A 15396-nucleotide genomic window follows, 5' to 3' on the forward strand; every position below is an offset into this window, starting at 1 on the left:
CGCTAGCGGGGGCAAAATTGTTGGAGGATGATCATGGATAAACTCAATATTTTAATGGCCGCATCAGAGGTTGTTCCGTTTGCTAAAAGCGGCGGGTTGGCGGATGTCGCCGGAGCGCTCCCTAAAGCACTTCGAGCTTTGGGACATGATATTCGACTCGTTATGCCGCGCTATTACAGTGTGGATCGTGAAAAATACGCCCTTAAAATGATGCACGGTTCTCTTGGTGTCCCGATGGGAGCATTGGGAGAACTGTGGGCCGGTGTCTATGAGGGAATACTTCCCGGCACCGATGTTCCGGTCTATTTTATCGAGCATGAGGGATTTTTCGGTCGCGGCGGATTGTATGAAGAGAATGGATTTAGTTATTTGGATAACGACACACGGTTTATCTTTTTCTCCCGTGCCGTGATGCAGCTTGCCAAAAAACTCCGCTTTCATCCCGATGTCATCCATGCAAACGATTGGCATACCTCTGCCATACCGATGATGCTTAACACCCATTATGCCTATGATGGCGATTTCGCCTATACCGGATCGCTTTTAACCATCCACAATCTTCAGCATCAAGGTCACTTTAGCAAAGGGGCTATGGATATTTTGGATATCGGATGGGAACATTTTAATGCCGATGAGATCGAAGAGTATGATGGGGTCAATCTCCTCAAAGCGGGGATCGTTCATGCCGATGCTATCAGTACCGTGAGCCGAAAATACGCGCAGGAGATACGGACTCACGAGTTTGGATGGGGATTGGAGCGATTAATTGAGACGAACGCCTATAAGCTTCAGGGGATACTCAACGGTGTCGATTATGACGAATGGAGCCCTGCAGTGGACCCCTTTATTGTGCAGAACTTCGAGTGTGACTCGATGGAGGGGAAAAAGGTGTGTAAGCGTGCCTTGCAGAGCACCTTTGGACTTCCGCAGCGCGATGATGTTCCCGTGATCGGTCTAGTGGGACGATTAGTAGAACAAAAAGGGATCGAATTGATTGTCCACTCGATTCACGCACTGATGCAGATGGAGATACAAATCGTCCTTCTCGGTGCGGGAGAACAATGGGCGGAACATTTTTTCAGCGATATCTGCGGACGCTATCCCCATAAATTCGGCTGTTATATCGGATATCGTAACGATTTGGCGCACCAAATCGAAGCAGGGAGCGATCTGTTCTTGATGCCCTCGCTGTTTGAACCGTGCGGCTTAAACCAAATCTACTCTCTGCGCTACGGAACACTCCCTATCGTTCGAGCTACGGGCGGGTTGGATGACACGATTGAAAATTACGGAAATGATGCTTATCATGGCACAGGGTTCAAATTTTACGATGCGACACCGGATGCATTGATCAATACCGTAGGGTGGGCGGTGTATACGTGGTACAATGATGCGCAAGGGTTTGCGCAAATGCAGCGTAATGCGATGGAGAGACGATTTGATTGGAATGGAGCGGCAAAAGAGTATGAAGCACTTTACTATCGTATTAAAGCGGGGAGAAGGGGAGAATGAATAGTATCCAACACTGTCCTATAACGTATGAAGTGTCAAGACTGAGTGAGCTTGATATCTATCTGTTTAAACAAGGCAATCACACCAAACTCTACGATAAACTCGGATCACATGCCATGGTGCATGAGGGGAAAACGGGGGTCTATTTTGCGGTGTGGGCACCGAATGCGCAATACGTCAGCGTACGGGGAGATTTCAACCATTATGATACGGGTTTACACCCTCTGAAGTTACGTGAAGATGAATCGGGAATTTGGGAAGGGTTTATTGCGGGAGTCGAGCAGGGGCTTACCTACAAATACCACATCGTCTCCAAATTTCATAATATCGTCCATGATAAAAGTGATCCGTTCGGTTTTTATGCCGAAGAGCCTCCGAAATCGGCGTCACGGGTTTGGAGTTTGGAGGGATACGGCTGGGGCGATGAGAAGTGGATGGGTGAGCGACATCGTTACAATGCCCATGATGCACCCGTTAGTGTCTATGAGATGCACGTGGGGTCTTGGAGACGCAAAGTCGAGGAAGAGAACCGTTTTCTCACCTACCGCGAACTCGCCGTTGAACTGGTAACGTATCTGAAATTGATGAACTATACCCATGTCGAATTTATGCCCCTTACCGAATATCCGTTTTTCGGTTCATGGGGATATCAGGTGGTCGGATATTTTGCGGCTACGGCACGCTTCGGAACACCGCAGGATTTGATGTATCTCATTGATGCACTCCACCAAAACGGTATCGGAGTGATTATGGACTGGGTACCGTCCCATTTCGCCGTTGATATGCATGGATTGATCAATTTTGACGGCACCTCTTTGTATGAACACGATGATCCGCGTCAGGGGTATCATCCTGAATGGGGAAGTATCATTTTCAACTACGGACGAAACGAAGTCAAATCATTTTTGATTAGCTCGGCCATGTTTTGGCTTGAGAAATATCATATTGACGGTATACGTGTCGATGCGGTTGCATCGATGCTCTATCTCAACTACGCACGAGAAGAGGGGGAGTGGATCCCTAACCAGTACGGTGGGAATGAAAACTTAGAGGCGATAGAGTTTTTAAAACAACTCAATATCAGTGCCTACGGAGAATTTCCCGATATTTTGATGATCGCCGAAGAATCAACCGCCTACCCGATGGTGACGAGAGCGGTTGATGTCGGTGGGCTAGGGTTTGGATTCAAATGGAGTATGGGGTGGATGCATGATTCACTCAAATATATGAGTTACGATCCGATCTATCGTCAGCACCACCACCATCAACTCACCTTTAGTATGTGGTACGGGTTTGATGAGAACTTTATGCTCCCTCTGAGTCATGATGAGGTTGTTCACATGAAAGGTTCCCTCATCAACAAAATGCCCGGTGACACGAATCAAAAATTTGCTCATTTACGCTCATTGTATGCATATATGATGGGACATCCCGGTAAAAAACTCCTCTTTATGGGGGGTGAAATTGCCCAATTTGCAGAGTGGAGTTTTGAACGCTCGTTGGATTGGCATCTTTTGGAATATCCTCTCCATAGCGGACTAAACAAAATGGTCTCCGATCTGAATGCACTCTATAAAAATGAGCGTGCACTGCATCTGTATGATGAAAAACGTGAAGGGTTTGAGTGGATTGACGATCGTGACTACAGCCATAATTGCATTAGCTTTATCCGAAAAAGCGATATCCCCGATGAAAATATCTATGTGGTGTGCAATTTTGCCGATCAACCGAGAGAAAACTATTGTTTAGGTGTACCGTATGTGGGGGAATATGTTGAAATTTTCAATTCCCAATCGCACTATTACGAGGGATGGAATATCGGCAATACAGGGCCGATAAAATCGGAGGAGAGGATGATGCACGGACGCCCTTATACGTTAACACTGACCCTTCCCCCATTAGGTGTTCTGTATCTCAAACGAAATGCAGATAAAAATCATTAAGAACTTGCTACAATTATTGCATAGATACCCCATTTTGTAAGAAGAAGAGATCATGATATTACACGATTACGAATACGATCCGAAATACACAAAGAGTATCGCCTATTTTTCGATGGAGTTTGCTATCCATCAAGGGCTTAAAATTTATTCGGGTGGGCTTGGATTTTTATCCGGTTCTCATATGAGAAGTGCGTATGATCTGCGTCAAAACGTCGTAGGTGTCGGTATTTTGTGGAGTTTCGGTTATTACGATCAAACGCGTAGCCCTGATCGGAGTTTAAAAGCGGAATTTGTCCGAAAACATTACTATTTTCTCAAAGATTTGGGTATTCAAGCGAAAGTAATGATCCACTCCCAAGAGGTGTATGTCAAAGCTTTTTACCTCTCTCCCGATGTTTTCAGCTCCGCCCCGTTAATATTGCTCTCAACTGATATCCCAGAAAATGATTTTCTTGCCCGTACTATTACTCATAAACTCTATGATGCAAATGAAGAGACCCGTATTTCACAAGAGATTATTTTGGGGATCGGCGGAGTTAAGGTTCTCGAATCACTTAAGCAAACAATTGATATCTATCACATGAATGAGGGGCATGCATTGCCACTTGTTTTTGAGCTGTATGATAAATACAAAAATATGGATGAAGTCAAAAAACGGGTTGTCTTTACAACGCATACTCCTGAAGATGCCGGAAATGAGCAACATAATATCGATTTGCTCCATAAGTTCGGTTTTTTCAACGGTTTAGAATTGGATACGGTTCGTTCCATTATGAAAATGGAAAATGAGCAAAACTTTAATCTCACCGTAGGGGCATTACGTTCTGCAAAAATTACAAACGGAGTCTCTAAATTTCACGGAGAAGTGGCGAATCGTATGTGGAAAGATTGCGAAGGGCGCTCCGAAATTATTCATGTCACAAATGCACAAAACCGACGTTTTTGGACCGATAAAGAGCTGTTAGCGGCATTGGATGAGCATGAAGACTATGAAATCATCAGTCGTAAAAAACATCTCAAACGGACTTTGTTCACCGTTGTAGCCGATCAGACGGGTAAAGTGTTTAATCCTGATGTACTGACTATCGTTTGGGCACGTCGATTTGCGGAATATAAACGTCCCGGACTTATTAAATACGACTTTGCTCGATTTAAAAAGCTTCTACAGCGTACTGAAAAACCGGTTCAGATTATCTGGGCAGGTAAACCCTATCCGTTTGATACTAATGCGATCAATGTTTTTAACGAATTGATCCATATTAGCCATGATTATCCGAATATGGCGGTTTTGGTCGGATATGAGCTTGATCTCTCCCGTATGCTCAAAAAAGGCTCAGACGTATGGCTTAATACTCCGCGTGTATCACGAGAGGCGAGTGGGACAAGCGGCATGACTGCGAGTATGAACGGCTCTATCCATTTCTCTACCGATGATGGATGGCACCCGGAATTTGCCAAACATACGATTAATTCATTTACTATCCCTCCTATCGATCATAATCGACCGATCGAAGCACAAGACGATGAAGATAACAAGAATATGATGGATATGCTTGAAAATGAGATTATCCCGATGTATTACGATAAACCGGAACATTGGGTTCAAATGATGAAAAGTGCGATGGCGGATGTAATCCCTGCATTTGATTCAGGTCGTATGGCCCATGAATATTATGTGAAGATGTATAACCACTAAAACACGCACTTACTTCCACTGGAAGCTTGGATTATAGAGCAGTTTGTTTTTACGGAAGATCAAATCCATTTGTTTGAAAATGGTGGTTAGGATTTTGATCGTCTCTAGGGCGTAATCTCCTTTATTCAACATAACACACTCCGCCTTATGGGCGAAGGCAACATCGGATATCTCGGCACGGCTAGGCATATTGGTTTTCATTTTATTCTCTAGTACTTGAGTCGCTAAGATGACAGGCATATGAGCGGCCGTGCATAGGTCTAAAATCTCCTCTTGCATATACGCTAGATTTTCAAATCCGATCTCAATCGCTAAATCGCCGCGTGCTATCATAATACCGGAGTTGCCGTATTTGATAAGTTCCTCGAGAATCAGCGGTAAATTCTCAACCCCTTTTTTCGTTTCGATTTTGGCTACGATAGTGATTGCGCCTTTTTTACCTAAAAAATCGAGCTGATCGATCAAATCGTGAATATCTTCGGGGGTTTGAGCAAAGGATATCCCGATGATGTCGGCGTATTCACAAATATGGGGCAATACCTTTTTATCGTGATCACAAATTGCACGAATGTCAATATTACTATCGGGAAAGTTGATCCCTTTTTCATCTTTGATAGTGCTTCCTGATTCTTTGTTGGTGAGAACACCGCAAACAATATCTTCCCCCATTATCTCTTCAATGACCATTTCGATTTTACCGTCATCTACAAATACTCTATCTCCGATCTTAACAAGGTTACCTATGTTTTCGAGAGTGCACCCTATGCTATAGTGCTTTGATTTTTTCTTCTGTGTGGAGTGTTCTGAGTGAATCAGAACTTTGTCGCCAAAATAGAGTTTTATTTTTTTTTGTTTTCCAGATTTTTTAGATTTAGTAAGAGAAGTCCTGATTTTTGGGCCGGCGAGATCGACATAAATTTTTAAATCTTTTTCACCTGAGTTGACTTCGTGTATCGCTTGAGCCATCTCGCTCCAAGCTTTGGGATTATCATGAGCCGTATTAATCCGAAAGAGGTGTACCCCTTCGCGGGAGAGGTTACTAAACCAATTTTTGTCATCGTTAAAATTGGAAGGGACGGTAATCATGATTTTGGTTTTATCACTGGAAGATGAGAATATTTCGCTGTTTTTATCCATAATGGCATGCGATTTTTCATAACTTAGAGGTGATGGTGCTAGATGTACTTTCTTTTGTAAGGCATGAGAAAGCATCTCAATCGCTACGTTAATACTCGCTTCCATATGGGCTTGAGAACGTCCGAATGAGGACAATCCTACTTTAGTCAAATTATCTTGCAATTGCGAAAAATCATACTTGCGAAGGTTCAAATAGTGTTTCATATTGAGTAAAGAGAGATTTGTATTTTTTTTATTGAGACCCAGCGACATCTTTTCTTTCATATCGAGTAATTTTTCAAGCAATGTTGTGAGCGAATGAGTATGCACTGTAACTCCTGAGGATTGAAATTTTCTACTTGAAGCTATTCTAGTGTATTATATATGTAACTGTGTTAAATATATTTTGTGAAAAGGAAAAGGGTAGAGATGGTTGCTATTTATCAACGCACCGAGAGTTTTTTTGAGACAACTCCTTTAAGCAAAATAGATGATCATGAGAAAATTGTTTGGATAGATATTCTTCAACCGAATGAAGAGGAAATCAATCAGATTGAAATATTGTTTAATATTAAACTTCCGACCAAGCTTGATCGTGAAGAGATAGAACTAAGCTCACGTTACTGGGAAGATAGCCGAAGCATAAAAATCAACTCATACTTTTTTGTCTCTTTCTTTTTTGTAGAGAATGCAAAATCACACTACAATGAAAGTGTCAGCTTTGTATTGCAGGACAATATTTTATTTACAGTCCGTGATAGTGAGCTTCAAACGTTTGACATGATGAGTAAAATGCTGTTATCAAATCCGAAAGAGCTTTTTTCGGGATATGATATTTTTATGCAAATCTTCGATATTCGAATCGACAGAGATGCTGATTTACTCGAATATGCCTCCAGAGAATCCGATGAAATACGTAAAAAACTTTTGTGGGAACCGGATGGACATACGGTTGATTTGCTGCGAAAAATTTCCACCATGCAGGAATTTACCCAAAAAGTACGTCAATCGGTTTTTGATAAACGGCGTATTTTAACAGCACTGGTCAAATCGCCCAAACTTTCACAGCCTATCAAACAAGAGATCTCGATTATGATGAAAGATCTTAATTCGTTGGTTGAGTTCATTACCATTGACGGCAATACTCTCGATAATCTCCAAAATCTCTTTTTGGCACAGACTAATATCGAGCAAAATAAGATTATCAAACTCTTTACTGTAGCCAGTGTAGTTTTGATGCCTCCGACGTTGGTCGCAAGTATTTATGGGATGAACTTTCACTTTATGCCGGAGCTTGATTGGCATATCGGATATCCGTTTTCGTTGGGACTGATGGTGATTACGGGAATTATTCCACTCGTCTATTTCCGTAAGAAAAAATGGTTATAAACTTATCCGTGACACCCTTTTCCGGTATAGCAGCTTTGCGCCGCCGCAATTTTGAGCAGAGCTTTATCGAGGCTAAAAGGATCATTGAGATCGTTTAAAATTTCATGATAAAACACAGCACCGTCTTTGGATATGATAAACAACGATTTAGCGAGTTCTTTGTTGGATAAACGTACCCCGTAATAATCTCCGAATGCCTCATCATAATCAAAGCCTACTAGCCACTCTTCAAGTGGAGGCATTGTGTGAGTATCGCTAGCCACAACGAGTGCTTTGGTGATTCCTCCAAGTGCATTGACATAGAGGAGAGAATCCATCTTTTTGAGTTGAACAATGGAGATTTCGTCGATAAAAGGGAGAGCTATGATGAGCTGCGTCGCACCGTTTTGTCCTCCGACACGAAAGGTCTCACCTGTGCTGCTTTTGAGATCGACTCGCTCCGATGCGTAGCCGATATCAAGGGGCGTGTCTTCGAGCTCCAAGAGGGTTGTATTATAGGTTATCTGCATTTTTGGCACCTTTATGCGGGATGAACGTAGCGAAGATGTTCGGCAATCTCGGAAGCAATAACGAAATGTTCGATTGCATGAGCGGCTGTTTTGATAAACGGGGGTATTTTATGGAGTTTGATACCGACATTTTTCATAGCAAACAGAGTATTGAGACAATATTGATCGACAATGAGAATATTAGATTTTCCGATCACTTCGAGCAGTGCGTAGTGTTCGCTGATGTGGTAGGGATTTTTGGCTAAAGTACTTTCGCATTCGCATGCTTTCATTTTCGGATCGAGTACCATATTTCCGGAATATCTTTCCCAAGGATTGAGCTTGGTCTCTATATAGCGATATCGTATATCTTTGCGATCGCCGCTCACTTCATAGAGTGAGAACTTTGTACATGCACACGGGTTGTTATGGTAAACGCGTTCTCTCGCATCTAGTGGAATAGCAACGATCATGATCAAACTCCTCACATTTCATTATATGAAGTGCAATTTATATTCTTATTCGTTAATGCAACAATTATGAAAGGGAAGCTAGAATTTGAGATGCATAGAGATTTAGCAAAGTTAGTATAAAATTAGATTGGACATAAAAAACGGAGGATGGTTTGCGAATAATTTATTATCGATATGAAAACCTGAACAACCGATGAATATGGCCAAAAATGATTTTGATGAAAATATCAAAATTCTTGACCAATATAAGATGGTATTGGATGAGAGTGCCATTGTTTCAAAAACGAACACAAAAGGGATTATCACCTATGCCAATGATGCTTTTTGTGCTATCTCCGGATACAGTCGTGAAGAGCTAATCGGGCAACCTCATAATATAGGACGACATCCGGATAACCCAAAAGAACTTTTTAAAGATTTATGGAAAACGATCAAATCAGGTAAAGTATGGAAACAGACATTTAAAAATCGTACCAAAGATGGGAAAGATTATTATGTCAAATCGGTTATAGCCCCTATTTTTGATGATGAGGGGAATATCATTGAGTATATCTCGGCACGTAATGATGTCACAGAGCTGGTAAAGCAAGAGGAGATCATTCAGCGTCAACTGAAAGACCCTTTAACGGGGTTAAAAAATCGGACCGCTTTGTACAATGATTTGGAAAAAGGAGGGGTTGAAATAACCCTGATGCTCCTTAATATCGACCGATTTTCGACGGTAAACGACTATTTCGGATATGAGATCGGAGATTCCCTTTTAAAGGTTTTCGCACAACATCTTCTTGACACAACCGGTCATGACTATTTGTATCGTATCAGCGGTGATGAATTTGCCATTATATGTGTCGGCAGGATGTTTGACGATGCATTGCGTGACCAAATGATCGAGCACATTAATAAGTTAGAAAATTTTAAATACAATGTAGCCGGGCACGATATCTCCATCAATATCACATCAGGGGTTGCCCATGCAACGTACTCTGACGTCTATAATCTCGCCCATATGGCTTTCAAAGAGGCTAAAGAGCGACAGGCTAAACTGATATTTTTCAATGACAATACTGCTTTGACAGAGAAAACTCGTAACAACATTTGGATGATCAATAAAATCAAATCGGCGATAGAAGAAGATCGGATTGTTCCCTATTTTCAGGGGATTGTTGACACGTCAACACGCCAAATCGTCAAATATGAAGCATTGATACGGTTAGTGGAGAGTAACGGTACGGTTTTAAGTCCGTTTTGGTTTTTAGAGCATGCAAAAAAATCTAAGCTTTATGACAAACTGACACGAATTATGATCCAAAAAACATTTGATGTATTTGAGAAAAATAATTACGAATTTTCATTGAATCTTACGGTTCAGGACATTGTTTCCGATGAAACGAGAGAATTTTTATATCAGATTTTGGAATCTTCACCTGCGGCGAATCGTCTCGTATTTGAGATAGTAGAATCTGAAGGTATCGTTAATTACGAAGTGGTGGTTGAATTTATCCATACCGTCAAAGGGTTCGGATGCAAAATCGCGATTGATGATTTCGGTACCGGATATTCCAACTTCAGCTATTTAAGTAAACTGGATGTCGATTACATTAAAATTGACGGCTCTCTGATCAAAAATATCAATCAAGATGAAGACCACCTTTTTACCGTAGAGAGTATCCTCTTTTTTGCCCATCGTAAAGGGATTAAGACCATTGCCGAATTTGTTGAGGATGAAGCCATTTTTGGAAAAATGGTGGAGCTTGGTATTGATTACTCGCAAGGCTACCTTTTTTCCACCCCTAAACCTACTATCTAACGTCAAACATTCTACATACCCTTACAAAAACGTCGATTTTTGTTTAATTCTCCTTTTTAAAGCGATAGAACACTCTTTGCATTAACTCCATTAAGAAATGATTGTGTGCTGGATGAGGCGAAAATCATTTGATTTAATCTCAAGGAGAACCCCATGAGCTGTTCGTCAAGCCATAGCGAAGCTTTTATGCCCGATGACATCAAAGAGAAGATTCACAATCATCCATGCTATTCTGAGGGAGCACATCACCATTATGCCCGTATTCACGTCGCGGTAGCACCCGCGTGTAATATTCAATGTAACTACTGTAACCGTAAATACGATTGTTCCAATGAATCCCGCCCTGGGGTAACCTCAGAGCGTCTCAGTCCTGAAGAGGCGGCAAAAAAAGTGCTCCTCGTCGGCGGTGAAGTTCAGCGTATGAGTGTATTAGGAATCGCTGGTCCGGGGGATGCGTTGGCGAATCCTAAAAAAACATTCGACACATTCGGGATGGTTCGTAAATTTGCACCCGATCTCAAACTGTGTCTCTCCACCAACGGATTGGAACTCGCAACCTATATCGATGAGATGGTAGAACATAATATCGACCACATCACCGTCACGATCAACAGTGTCGATGAGAGCGGAGAGATCGGAAGTCAAATCTATCCGTGGATTTTCTATAACAATAAACGCTATTACGGCAAAGAAGCGGCACAAATTCTCCTTGAGCGCCAACTAGAAGGGATGAAAAAATGTGTCGAAAAAGGGATTTTGATTAAGGCTAACTCGGTTCTTATCCCCGGGATCAATGACAAACATTTGCCGGAAGTCTCCAAAAAACTCAAAGAGATAGGTGTTTTCTTGCATAACATTATGCCGATCCTCTCCGAACCGGAGTTCGGGACTGCGTTTGCATTGGCTGGTGTACCGAGTGCAACGGATCAAGAACAAATGGCGGTACAAGAGGCGTGCGGAATGGATATGAAACTGATGCAGCACTGCCGCCAATGCCGTGCCGATGCAGTAGGGCTTATCGGAGAAGATCGCGGAGCGGAGTTTACCAAAGACACCTTTGCAGGGCTCAGTTTCGATGAACTTCAAATCAAATACGATCTCGAAGCACGTCAAGCGGCTCAGGCGAAAATCGAAGAGTTCCGATTCTTCCTCGATCAGGCGAATGAACGGGTACGCAAAGAGAAAGAAGAACTCAGCTCTGATGGCAATACTATTCTCGTTGCGGTAACGACAGCAGGTGAGGGGATGATCAATCAGCACTTCGGAAGCGTACGGGAGTTTTTGATCTATGAAGCAGGGGACAAAGGGATACGATTTATCCACCACCGCAAAGTGGAAGCCGAATACTGTGCAGGACCTGACGGTACCAATCCGCTTCAGCCGATTTTGGATCGACTCAAAGACATCAAACTGATCCTTACGGCGAAAATCGGCGGATGTCCGCAAGGTGATCTCGCGGCAGCAGGAATCGTCGCCGATCAAGAGTATGCGTACCAACCGATTGAAGCGTCGGTACTCAAAGCGACCCGTAAATATTTCAACCTCCCAGAAGAGTTGGAAGTAAATTAAAGGAGCCTATTATGGCGCTCATCAACGACACTACATTGCGTGACGGGGAACAGGCTCCTTATGTCGCGTTCAATACCGACGAAAAACTCCGTATTGCCACACTTCTCGATGCGTGCGGTGCGGATGAACTTGAAATCGGTATCGCGGCAATGGGTGTCAAAGAGCGTGAAGATATTAAAGAGCTGCTAAATCTTGGGCTAAACGCTCGGATGATGACATGGAATCGGATGAAAATGGAGGACTTAGAGGCTTCATTGTCATGCGGTGTCAAAGCGGTTGATCTCTCAATTCCTATCTCAAATTTATTGATCGGCGTTAAATTCGGCGGAAGTAAATTAAAAGTTTTGCGTGAATTAGAACTTGTGGTGAGTGCAGCAGCACGAGAAGGACTTTTTATCTGTATCGGCGGTGAAGACAGTTCACGCGGAGAGTTTTCCTTTATCCGTGATGTTATGGAATTGGGACGTGAATTTGGAGCCCACCGCTTCCGTTATTGCGACACTATCGGAGTTATGACACCGACACAAACGTACCAAGCGGTAAAAGAGTTGTGTGAGCTGAATCTTCTTCCACTCGAGATGCACACCCATAATGATTTCGGTCTAGCCAATGCCAATGCCCTCAGTGGAATCGATGCGGGAGCAATCAGTATGAATACGACGGTGATAGGACTAGGGGAGAGAGCGGGCAACGCCTCATTCGAGCAGATTCTTATGTCCCTCAAACATCTTTACGGTGAAGCTAGATCGATCGATCCGCTTTTGCTTCGTGATCTTGTCCAAAGTGTTGCCTCTGCCGCCAATATCAATCTAGCCTCCAACGCTCCTATCATCGGTGATCGGATATTTGCTCATGAGAGCGGTATTCATGCGAGCGGCATGATGAAAGATTCCCATGCCTATGAGCCATATGAAGCGGAAGAGGTCGGTTTAAAGAGTTCATTTCCGATCGGAAAACACTCCGGAAGTGCTACGATCCGCTACCATTTGGAACGGATGGGGATTAGTGCTGACAACTCCATATTAGGTGACCTTCTCCCTAAAATTCGTGAGATTGTTACGTCACGCAAACGTGTTCTCGATAGTTTGGAACTTAAATCCCTTTATCAGGACGCAATATGTTTATAGGGTGGCTCAAATTCGCCGATGTTGCGGAACTGACTAAAATCGCCGAAGAGACGGGCTGGCTGCTGGACGGGTATCACGTCAAACTGATGATGATGCACTCTCCGCATTTATGCTATGGCGCCTATGACGAGGGTGTTTTGGTCGGTGCGGTCATGGCAATCGAGTTTGAGACAACGGCCATGATTAAATATTTCATGGTGAAGCCGAGTTATCAAAAACAAGGGATTGGAAAACGCCTTTTTACCACGTTATTTGATGTATTGAAAGGGGAACATTCCTCATTGTATCTGCATGCTAATCCGGCACTAGAACCATTTTTCAAAAGCTACGGCTTTAAAAGTGTGATGGAAGTGGGGCGGTTTTTAAATGTCGGAAAAGTTCCCCCTTTTAGCTTTACCAATGCCCAAGCCAAAGAATTAGACGGCGGGAATTTTGATGCAACCATTCGCAAAATTGATTTGGAAACTTTCGGTGAAGATCGTATGAATTTTATGATGGATGAAATGGAGCGTAACAGCTCCCTTAAATTTGCACTTCCCAACTCTTTTCAGCACTCCAGCGTCATCAATGCACGTGGTGTCTATCTCGGGCCGTGGCAATGCAGAGTAGGGTTTGAAGATGAGGCTGAGAAGATGATGCAGGGGGTTCTTTATTTTAGAGGGCTTAAAAAAGTGCTTGCCGATGTGCCCTTGGGAAATCTCAATACGGTTGCGTTGTTTGAAAAGTATCACTTCCAACAAAAAGGGTCTTTTATCCATATGTGTTACGGCGAAGAACGTCCGATAAAGTTTGAAAATATTTACTCGTTTTCACTATAGAAATCGGTTAAGGGGAGTTGGCGTATAATACCGCTAATACGATCTAAAAGGATGACGATGCGTTTTTCATGGATAGCCATATCTGCCATATTGGTTTTTAGCGGTTGTACGCAAAAGGGGGCATTTGACCTTTTTAAAATGGATGAGACACATGAACGTGCGGTAGAGCAGCTGCGCACCGGTTCAATCGTCCTCTCTTTAGAGACCAAAGCGATTTTCTCCTCTTTGTATCTCAACAAAACAGATCCGCTCAAATACAATGAGGGTGAAAATTTTGTCGTGTCGGTCTATTTTGAAAAAGATAACCGAACAATAAAAGTGAGAGAGTTAGAGTCCAACGGGTATGAGTTAAGTCTAAACGGTAAAAAAGCGACCCTCATCGAACCGCTTGATGAGAAAGATCCGAGACGTTCTTTTATGCCGATCCAAAATAATTGGAATCGGTACTATTTTATTCGCTTTGATTCGGATGAGAATACTTCTTTAGCTCTTCGGCTCGAAAATAATCAGACTGGCTCGGTTGTGTTAAAGTATCAAAAATAGCCGTAATCGAGACACTTTCTCCTAAAATCTTCTTATACATAACGTAGTTGGCAAGCACCCGCTTGCCATACTCTCTGCTCTCTGCATTTGAGACTAATTCCATACTCATAAACGGTTCATACTCACCCGCATTGAAATAGCTTCCGCTGAGTAATAACCGCTTTGTAAACCCCATGCCGCCGTTATAAGCGTATGCTGCAAGTACAGGATTATAGAGAGTACTTTCGATGTGTTTCATATGCTCAATCGAATAGGCAATACTAAATTCAGGATTAAACATATCATCATACGATTTGATTTTTAAGGGGTGAATTTTAGAGATGGAGTCGACGTTAAAGGGCATAATCTGCATTAATCCAAGGGCGAATGAGCGGGAAATAAGCCCAGGGATCATCCGTGTTTCTTGGCGCATAAGGGCATACATCATCGCTTTTTGATCCGTAGTGAGGGCACTCATATACTGATCGTACGGCATTGTGTAATTGTGGACATATTGTCCGTAGACACGCTCAATCATATAGGCTTGGAGGGCAAGTGAGTCTTCCCCGTCATAACGCTCAATGATCTCATAGAGTTTTTCGGGAGGGGTTGCGACAAGCTCTTGGTGCAGCGCATTCCATTCAAACGGGTTATCTCCTTTGAATCCACCTTTATCCGGTGTCGGCAATGTCGTGAAATAATTTTGGGTCTCAACACCGAGTTTCTCTCTCGCCCACAATGTGTACATATTGATGTCAAGACTCTCACTCAGCTCTTTAAGGACTTCTTCGTCTTGGGTAATACGATAGATCCAAAAACTATTTTTGTCCCGCTCCATCGGAGAGTATGCTTTTCGTTTTGATTCTTGAAAATGAAACAGCGCATTATCGGCACGATTATATTTAAGGGCATTGATACCGAGATAAAAATGGGTTT

13 protein-coding genes are annotated in these 15396 nt (G+C 42.8%); 9 read left to right on the forward strand and 4 right to left on the reverse strand.

Translation table 11 applies throughout. From position 1 onward, the window contains the following. Positions 1-33: 33 nt before the first annotated feature. From glgA to glgP, 3 genes are read left to right on the forward strand one after another with little or no spacing between them, the layout of a single operon-like run. On the forward strand, positions 34-1512 hold the full coding sequence (gene glgA, locus A2517_RS01210; protein WP_294893544.1) for a glycogen synthase GlgA: 1479 nt from the start codon (positions 34-36) through the stop codon (positions 1510-1512). Next, entirely contained in the window at positions 1509-3455 is a 1947-nt protein-coding gene (glgB, locus tag A2517_RS01215; protein ID WP_294893545.1) for a 1,4-alpha-glucan branching protein GlgB, read from the forward strand. The genes glgA and glgB overlap by 4 nt, the downstream gene beginning before the upstream one ends. 52 nt (positions 3456-3507) lie before the next feature. Then, the gene (gene glgP, locus A2517_RS01220; protein ID WP_294893546.1) at positions 3508-5151 is read left to right on the forward strand and encodes an alpha-glucan family phosphorylase; all 1644 of its coding nucleotides are present in this window, start codon (positions 3508-3510) and stop codon (positions 5149-5151) included. A gap of 9 nt (positions 5152-5160) precedes the next feature. Here the strand turns inward: glgP and A2517_RS01225 are convergent, their stop codons facing one another. Next, positions 5161-6597: a pyruvate kinase gene (locus A2517_RS01225; RefSeq protein ID WP_294893547.1), complete on the reverse strand. Its 1437-nt coding sequence runs from the start codon at positions 6595-6597 to the stop codon at positions 5161-5163. A gap of 99 nt (positions 6598-6696) precedes the next feature. On the opposite strand from A2517_RS01225, the gene corA reads away from it, so the two are divergent. After that, positions 6697-7656: a magnesium/cobalt transporter CorA gene (gene corA / locus A2517_RS01230; RefSeq protein ID WP_294893548.1), complete on the forward strand. Its 960-nt coding sequence runs from the start codon at positions 6697-6699 to the stop codon at positions 7654-7656. Positions 7657-7658: 2 nt separating this feature from the next. On the opposite strand, the gene A2517_RS01235 is transcribed toward corA, so the two are convergent. Both A2517_RS01235 and A2517_RS01240 read right to left on the reverse strand, forming a co-directional pair. Beyond that, positions 7659-8165 carry a hypothetical protein gene (locus A2517_RS01235; RefSeq protein WP_294893549.1) on the reverse strand — a complete coding sequence of 169 codons (507 nt, stop codon included), beginning with the start codon at positions 8163-8165 and terminating at the stop codon, positions 7659-7661. Positions 8166-8176: 11 nt separating this feature from the next. After that, the gene (locus A2517_RS01240; protein ID WP_294893550.1) at positions 8177-8617 is read right to left on the reverse strand and encodes a hypothetical protein; all 441 of its coding nucleotides are present in this window, start codon (positions 8615-8617) and stop codon (positions 8177-8179) included. Between the two features lie 193 nt (positions 8618-8810). Between A2517_RS01240 and A2517_RS01245 the strand changes: the two genes are divergently transcribed. From A2517_RS01245 to A2517_RS01265, 5 genes are all read left to right on the forward strand, one after another. Further along, positions 8811-10424 (forward strand): GGDEF domain-containing phosphodiesterase, encoded by a 1614-nt coding sequence (locus A2517_RS01245; RefSeq protein WP_294893551.1) that lies wholly within the window; start codon positions 8811-8813, stop codon positions 10422-10424. A gap of 153 nt (positions 10425-10577) precedes the next feature. Then, positions 10578-11993 (forward strand): nitrogenase cofactor biosynthesis protein NifB, encoded by a 1416-nt coding sequence (nifB, locus tag A2517_RS01250; protein ID WP_294893552.1) that lies wholly within the window; start codon positions 10578-10580, stop codon positions 11991-11993. Positions 11994-12004: 11 nt separating this feature from the next. Beyond that, a complete protein-coding gene (locus tag A2517_RS01255) occupies positions 12005-13120 on the forward strand; it encodes a homocitrate synthase (protein WP_294893553.1) in 1116 nt (371 codons plus the stop codon). Further along, positions 13111-13938 carry a GNAT family N-acetyltransferase gene (locus A2517_RS01260; protein ID WP_294893554.1) on the forward strand — a complete coding sequence of 276 codons (828 nt, stop codon included), beginning with the start codon at positions 13111-13113 and terminating at the stop codon, positions 13936-13938. The genes A2517_RS01255 and A2517_RS01260 overlap by 10 nt, the downstream gene beginning before the upstream one ends. A 57-nt stretch (positions 13939-13995) precedes the next feature. Then, on the forward strand, positions 13996-14481 hold the full coding sequence (locus A2517_RS01265; protein ID WP_294893555.1) for a hypothetical protein: 486 nt from the start codon (positions 13996-13998) through the stop codon (positions 14479-14481). Here A2517_RS01265 and A2517_RS01270 read toward each other — a convergent pair. Continuing rightward, on the reverse strand, positions 14390-15396 hold a 1007-nt coding region (locus A2517_RS01270; protein ID WP_294893556.1), incomplete at its 5' end, for a transglycosylase SLT domain-containing protein. The two genes, A2517_RS01265 and A2517_RS01270, sit on opposite strands and share 92 nt — an antisense overlap.

The organism is Sulfuricurvum sp. RIFOXYD12_FULL_44_77 (genome assembly GCF_001830725.1).
GTDB lineage: Bacteria > Campylobacterota > Campylobacteria > Campylobacterales > Sulfurimonadaceae > Sulfuricurvum > Sulfuricurvum kujiense_A.

Coding starts and splice junctions, on each gene's coding strand:
- glgA (WP_294893544.1), top strand. CDS start 34: ATGGATAAACTCAATATTTTAATGGCCGCATCAGAGGTTGTTCCGTTT.
- glgB (WP_294893545.1), top strand. CDS start 1,509: ATGAATAGTATCCAACACTGTCCTATAACGTATGAAGTGTCAAGACTG.
- glgP (WP_294893546.1), top strand. CDS start 3,508: ATGATATTACACGATTACGAATACGATCCGAAATACACAAAGAGTATC.
- corA (WP_294893548.1), top strand. CDS start 6,697: ATGGTTGCTATTTATCAACGCACCGAGAGTTTTTTTGAGACAACTCCT.
- A2517_RS01235 (WP_294893549.1), bottom strand. CDS start 8,165: ATGCAGATAACCTATAATACAACCCTCTTGGAGCTCGAAGACACGCCC.
- A2517_RS01240 (WP_294893550.1), bottom strand. CDS start 8,617: ATGATCGTTGCTATTCCACTAGATGCGAGAGAACGCGTTTACCATAAC.
- A2517_RS01245 (WP_294893551.1), top strand. CDS start 8,811: ATGAATATGGCCAAAAATGATTTTGATGAAAATATCAAAATTCTTGAC.
- nifB (WP_294893552.1), top strand. CDS start 10,578: ATGAGCTGTTCGTCAAGCCATAGCGAAGCTTTTATGCCCGATGACATC.
- A2517_RS01255 (WP_294893553.1), top strand. CDS start 12,005: ATGGCGCTCATCAACGACACTACATTGCGTGACGGGGAACAGGCTCCT.
- A2517_RS01260 (WP_294893554.1), top strand. CDS start 13,111: ATGTTTATAGGGTGGCTCAAATTCGCCGATGTTGCGGAACTGACTAAA.
- A2517_RS01265 (WP_294893555.1), top strand. CDS start 13,996: ATGCGTTTTTCATGGATAGCCATATCTGCCATATTGGTTTTTAGCGGT.